The organism is Exiguobacterium sp. s142 (genome assembly GCF_018618455.1).
Classification (GTDB): Bacteria; Bacillota; Bacilli; order Exiguobacteriales; family Exiguobacteriaceae; genus Exiguobacterium; species Exiguobacterium aurantiacum_A.
Genome location: NZ_JACSMB010000036.1, coordinates 1 through 6312 on the forward strand (window position 1 = coordinate 1; position 6312 = coordinate 6312).

Here is a 6312-nt window from a genome sequence, read left to right on the forward strand (position 1 = left end):
CATCGGATGAGGAACCGGAAATCATTGTTTTCGGCAGAAGTGTAAAAGGCAAACGAGCAAAAAGTGTCAAAATCAACTTGACGTCTACAACTTTTTGAGCAAGGCCCGCCAATTTCACGTAATTGCCTTTCGAGCCCTTACCGTAAATCATCGGCGACCGGACGTTCGCGACGACGAACGTCTCGTCTGCCAACTCCGCAAGCTTGTTCTCGGCTTGGAGCTTGCTGTCGCCGTAAAAGTTGGTCGGGTTCGGCACGGTGTCGCGCGTGATCAGTTTCGCATTCGTCGCGTCCCCGTAGACGATCATGCTGCTGAGGAAGATGAACTGCTTGACGCCAGACTGTTTCGCTTTGGCTGCGACTTCCGCGGTCAGCTCCGTGTTCACCTTGTAGTAGAGGTCTTCCATACTTTTGTCCGTCGACACATGGGCGATTCCGGCCACGTATAGAATTGCATCGTAGCCTTCAAATGAACGTTGTCTCCATGCGCCGTCACGCATCCCGACCGTATCGACGTGAATCTGCTCCTTGTAATGCTTCTCGATCCAACGCTTGCATGAATTTCCGACAAAACCCGTTACCCCGGTAATCAACACTCGCTTCACGGTATCGCCTCCGATGTATGTTTCACTCGTCCCTTCCACTTTCTCTATAATTCTTCCCGCAATTGTCACTGGATACACATAAAAAAGAACGCTCATTTACGGAGCGTCCAACTTCTAAATTGCTTGATCAAACGAAGCCAACTTACGGTTAATTCGGATGGCATCCCCTCATCGAATCACCTATTTTTGACCAAGCGGAGAATATTCATTGATATTCAATTTTCGGATGTTGCTACACGGTCGCCTTTCGACTCCATACCTTATCTTAGGGAGATATTTGATATAAGGCCTAGGCTTACGTGCGATAAGGCCGTTGGTGCATCGGGGATATCAATGACTATACTCGAAGCATCCTAGGAAATTGACAGAGCGCTCGAGAAAGAGCAAACCAATGAACACAATCGATGATCAAATTCACGAGTGGGAGCCGATGATTCGTTACGTCATCCGCCACTTACACATCCATCCGAATGAACAGGAGGACTGCGCCCAAATCGCAAGGATCGCTTTATGGGAGGCATTGAACCGCGGCTGCACGTTATCGAAGACGTACTGTTTCCAGCGCATCCGGGGAGCGATCCTGAACCACCAACAAAAGAATGCCCGTCACTTGAAGCATGAAGTCGCGGCCGAACGCCTGCCCGAACAATGTATCGAGTCCGAGCGTCACTTCTACGACTGGCTCGACGAACAACGGATGTTGCTGTCACCACGCCATTTCGAACTCCTCTGCCACTTGATCGACGGGACCGAACAGACGTTGCCTTACTCGCCGAGCCGGCTCCGGGCATATAAGGCGGACGTCCAACGCGAACTGCGAGAGGCAATCCAGATGAAGGAGTGAACACGATGAAGAAAATGTTGTTACATGACGCAATCACCACTTACTTGGAAGACTTGGAGACTCGACGTGAGAAACCCGAGACGACATTGAAATCGTACCGCAACACGCTGCGACGCTTTGAACAGTTCGCGCTAGAGCGTGGTGCCGTCTATATCCAAGACGTCACCGAGAAGAAACATGCCGTCCCTTACAAACAATCCATCAACGACAAAGCTGACAATACGGTCCGGTCCTACATCATGGCGGTGCGAAGCCTGTTCACGTTCGCGATGGAACGACGCTGGGTGAAACAAAACCCGTTCAGCCGGATCGTCACGCGCGAGAGCGTCCAAAAACAACCGACCATCCTCAGTCGCGACCAGCTGAACACAGTCCTGTATCACGCGCGCAACACGACGCTCTACACGATTTATCTCGTCGGGGGTGACGCCGGTCTTCGGATCAGTGAGATTTTAAAGTTGGAGCTGAACCATCTCGACTTCGAGAAGAACCTCCTGATTGTCCGGAAAGGGAAAGGCGCCAAAACGCGATTGATCCCGATGACGCCTCGACTCGCCCAAGAACTGAAGACGTACATCGAGAAGGACCGACCAAACGTCGGAGACTCCAACTATGTCTTTCTCATGCCAAGCGGCCGCGTCGTTCAGGCGAACTTTGTGAACGAGGATTTGAAACAGATTGCGAAAGCCCAACTCGGCCTCCACTTAACGAGTCATATGTTGCGTCATAGCTTTGCGACGACGTTGTACGACCAAACGCAAAATATTTTGCTTGTCGGCAGCATATTAGGTCATAAGTCGACCCAGACGACGGAACGCTATTTGCATGTGTCACAAGAACAGAGTCGTAAAGCGCTTGAAGGGTTGAATGAATAAGTAAATCGAATAATTGGCAGATAGCTTTTATAAAGAGCTGTCTGCTTTTTTATAATTCATTGATATAGTTGTATTTTGTAATACAAATGTGGTTCTTACGCAATGTTGGTGAACGACGACGAGCTACCCTCTGAAGATGGTAGCTCGTTTTCTTACAATATCAATGAGCGGAGCTCACCTCGGGATTACGACATAGGACTCGAATCCTGAGCAAATCAAAATTTCCCCTTCCGTACATAAGCCGTTTCAACATCTTCAGGCGATTGACGTTCCCTTCTACATAGCCGTTGTTTTCTTCGAACTGGCAAGCTGGTGTGATCACCTCTATGTTTCGCTTGATACGATTCAAAAAACGTCTCAGTCCAGGACATGCCGTCACCTGTCCATTCGTAAGAAAAGCGAGGAGATAATCGGTGTCCCTCGAGCGGATGGATTCTCAAAACCCTTGGATGAAACAGAATGGTATGGCCAGGTCCGGATAATGGATCAACAGATACGAGACATCGATGATGTCATCCTCTCTTGTCATCGACCATTACCAAAGCAAACGCCAGGCGTCCTTGCGTAATGAAAACATCGGAATCTCTTTAAGCATCCCTCCCGGATGTCTCTTGACTGATAGCGAACCGCACCATATGAACCTTTGTATCCGAGACACCTCAGATGGGCATCCTTCTCCTTGATTGTATAATGATTCAGGACGAATTCTCTCAAAGATTGCATATATCGGTCAATCAAGTGCGAACGTTTTCGTGTCGATGTCGGTGAGGGATAGTCCGGACCGCTATATTTTTTGAAGGTCCTCCGGCTCAAACCAATCGTGCGAGCGATTGCGTTCAGTTGCTAGTAATTTTTATCATTCTCTTCTATGGATTTATTTAGGAAAATCAACTTTCTTGGTGAAATGATTATATTCTTTTTAAATGAATATATAAAATAAGAAAGTAAAAATACTAATGGCGTGAATAACAAATGAAATATAAAATATTGTTGTAAGTTAATCCCTAGATTATTAACAATTAAGTAATAAAGTGAAATCACAAGAGGATGTATTAAAAAAATGCCTACTGAATTTCTCCCCCATTTTGTTAGGAACGTATTTTTGCCGAACGAAGGATTACGTATGGTTAATAAAAATATGAAAAAAGCTAGAAAAATAGTAGAAATAAAATATTCACCAAAACTTCCCCCGAAAATATTATAAGTTATAATCCTTTCAAAAATTTGAAGGATAAGGAAAATAAAGATGAAAAAAACTAACCTCTTATTGACTATCTTTTTAAATTTCCCACTATATTTTCGAGATTAAGAGCAAAAAAAGCTCCTAAGTTAGTATAAAAAAGCCCAAAAAATAACACTTCTCGAGTATTAATACCCAGTTCAATTCCAAGGAAACCTTTATACGACTGTCCGAGCAATCCTAAAAAATTCAGTAATAAAGATAAGTATAGTAATAACTTATTTTTTTTGTACTTATAGAAGAAATAAACAACTATAATTGACCAAATTAACGATACTAGAAACCAAAGATGATACGCTGAATACAAACCTTCGCCATAAACAAGTAAACTAATACTTATTGAACTAAATAAATATTCATTTAATATGTACAATAAGTCGTTTCTATTCGTTAAATTTTCAATTAAGACTATTAAACCACCTGCCAAAAAATAAATTAGAGCCCATGTAATAAATAATTTAATTAGATTAATTACATATTTTTTAAAATATACTTCATTAGTACATTTTATAATAAATAAAAATCCTGATGCCATGAAAAAGAATGGAACTGCGAATCTAGACAAACTATCAATTAAAAAGTTGTCCACTACTGTCCCATCAACCCCGCCAAAATAATACCCGGAAAATGGATTGGTATGAATACAAACTATACAAAAAATAGCGATTAATTTTAATGAATCTAATGAGTGGTATCTAATATTTTTTTCCATAATTGTCCTTCTTTTCATTTAAAACTTCATCAATTAATTCTTTCCATTCTTTAAATATCTTCTCTTCTTTAAATTTCCAAAGGTTATGATCTGTATTGTGGGCCATCTTTTTTCTGAGCTCAGAACTCTCAAGAAATAACATAATTTTTTTCGCCATTTTTTCTATTGAAAAATTTTCTATTAAATAACCATTAATACTATCTTCAATAATTTCCCCAGGCCCATTAGGGCAATCAAAACTAATAACAGGAATTCCAGATTGTAGTGCTTCTAATAAGACCATGCCAAAAGATTCAGACTTCGATGTCATCACATAAAATGAGTAATTTTTATACACTTCATAAATATTAGTTTTTTCACCCATTATTTTAACATTATTCTCTAAATCGAGTTCAATTATTCTATTTTTAAGATCTTTTTCTAATTCCCCTTTCCCGTATATATGCCATTCCCAGGTTGGATAATAACTAAATATTATTTTTGCAACTTCCAATAAACTGAAGTACCCTTTTACTTCAACTAATCTCCCACATGTAATGATTTTTTGAGAATCCTCATTATATTCATATCTTTTTATCGTGCTATCTAATGGATTATATATTTGCTCAATTCTGTTAATTTTTTTGTAATTCATTTCGTAGTCTTCTTTATCTTTCTGTGTTAAAACAACTGTGCAGTTATTAAATAAACACGAGAGCTTTCTACCCCACCAGGCTAATCCAAACGGTTTGCCGCCATCAAAGTAACTGGCATGTTCAACAGAAATAGTTTTGATATTTGGATTCCCTATCAAAGCCGGTACTGTGAATGAATTAAATCCCATTGCCTCAACTATTAACAAATCTATCGAGTGATGATTAGTGAATTTTTTGAATTTCATCATTACTGAAAAATAGTGTTTTTTTATTGAAAATGGTTCATTGAATAAATTATAAATAAAAATCTTTTTGTCCAATTCAAATGAAGGATGTTCTTCTGTTTTAAATAAAGACAATATATTTACTTGATAACCTTTTTGCCTAGCAAATTTATTTGCTAAAAGCACCACTGCTCGGGTATCTCCACCCATGTTATATATATTTTTAACCAGAAAATATATCTTTTTCATTTTTTTCCACCTTTTTTAATTTTAATTATAATATTCATTACATCTTTGAAAGGTATCGTATGTCTCAAACAAAGAACTATTAAGATCGAAGGTATCGTAATACAATAAAAAATCAATAAGATAATATTAATATATACATTTTCGAATTGTACATTTTCCCGTAATAAAAAAATGAATAAAAATGAGGCTACGAAAATAAAAGTATACTTCATATAGTATTTAAAATATTCTCGAACTGGTTTTTCAAAGACATTCTTATATACAATCCATGGTTCAATCCAAAAACTTGTTAATAATACACTTAATAAAGTTGCAAAAACAACTCCACCAATACCATATATTTTTACTAAAATTATAGAGAGGACGAGATTAAGAAAACTCTCTACCAATGGTTTGTATCGATCTGGTCTAAAAAGACCAGCAGCATTTTTAAACAATAGAGAACAATTTCTCATATTAAAAACATAAAAATTAATAGCTATGATACTCACAATTGTAAAATCCAGTATAAAATCTTTACCAAGCCAAAGCTCTAAAAATGGGTTAATCACAAACCATATTCCTAAGCTGGAGATCGAAATAATCCAGAAATTAACTAAAAAAATATAATTAAAAATTCTGTATGACTTATCTTTTGAGTCTTCAATTAACACATTTCCCACACTTGCCATTATTGAATTAAAAACTTGATTTAGAATTGACGTAATTGCATTAATCACTAAAAGATAGTTAGAATAAATACCTACCCAATATACCCCTAAAGACATTGAAATTATAATGCTATCCGTCCCCAACATTATTACACTACCTATTTTGTGCATCATTACTGCTTTAATATTAGATGAATTATAAAATTAAGTGCAACACCTGAACGTGAACGCAAAAAAGCCCATAGCGATGGCCTCGTGTAGAATGAAGTTACGACACAA

Annotated in this window: 8 protein-coding genes; 2 read left to right on the top strand and 6 right to left on the bottom strand. The window is 38.5% G+C overall.

Annotated features, from left to right (window positions below; translation table 11 throughout):
• Positions 1 to 604, bottom strand: a 604-nt coding sequence (locus KNP77_RS15570) for an NAD-dependent epimerase/dehydratase family protein (protein WP_214891710.1), incomplete at its 3' end; no start/stop codon positions are given.
• A 391-nt stretch (positions 605 to 995) separates the two neighbouring features.
• On the opposite strand from KNP77_RS15570, the gene KNP77_RS15575 reads away from it, so the two are divergent.
• Both KNP77_RS15575 and KNP77_RS15580 read left to right on the top strand, forming a co-directional pair.
• On the top strand, positions 996 to 1448 hold the full coding sequence (locus KNP77_RS15575; RefSeq protein ID WP_070328421.1) for a sigma factor: 453 nt from the start codon (positions 996 to 998) through the stop codon (positions 1446 to 1448).
• A 5-nt stretch (positions 1449 to 1453) separates the two neighbouring features.
• A complete protein-coding gene (locus KNP77_RS15580) occupies positions 1454 to 2323 on the top strand; it encodes a tyrosine-type recombinase/integrase (protein WP_214891712.1) in 870 nt (289 codons plus the stop codon).
• A gap of 160 nt (positions 2324 to 2483) precedes the next feature.
• Here KNP77_RS15580 and KNP77_RS15585 read toward each other — a convergent pair whose 3' ends face one another.
• From KNP77_RS15585 to KNP77_RS15605, 5 genes are all read right to left on the bottom strand, one after another.
• Entirely contained in the window at positions 2484 to 2702 is a 219-nt protein-coding gene (locus tag KNP77_RS15585; RefSeq protein ID WP_353048845.1) for a transposase, read from the bottom strand.
• 464 nt (positions 2703 to 3166) lie between these two features.
• A complete protein-coding gene (locus KNP77_RS16185) occupies positions 3167 to 3598 on the bottom strand; it encodes a hypothetical protein (RefSeq protein ID WP_214891720.1) in 432 nt (143 codons plus the stop codon).
• On the bottom strand, positions 3595 to 4275 hold the full coding sequence (locus tag KNP77_RS15595) for an acyltransferase family protein (protein WP_214891714.1): 681 nt from the start codon (positions 4273 to 4275) through the stop codon (positions 3595 to 3597). Before KNP77_RS15595 ends, KNP77_RS16185 begins: the two co-directional genes overlap by 4 nt.
• Positions 4259 to 5383 (bottom strand): glycosyltransferase family 4 protein, encoded by a 1125-nt coding sequence (locus KNP77_RS15600; protein WP_214891716.1) that lies wholly within the window; start codon positions 5381 to 5383, stop codon positions 4259 to 4261. Before KNP77_RS15600 ends, KNP77_RS15595 begins: the two co-directional genes overlap by 17 nt.
• Positions 5380 to 6180 (bottom strand): lipopolysaccharide biosynthesis protein, encoded by an 801-nt coding sequence (locus tag KNP77_RS15605; RefSeq protein WP_214891718.1) that lies wholly within the window; start codon positions 6178 to 6180, stop codon positions 5380 to 5382. The genes KNP77_RS15600 and KNP77_RS15605 overlap by 4 nt, the downstream gene beginning before the upstream one ends.
• Between the last annotated feature and the right edge of the window lie 132 nt (positions 6181 to 6312).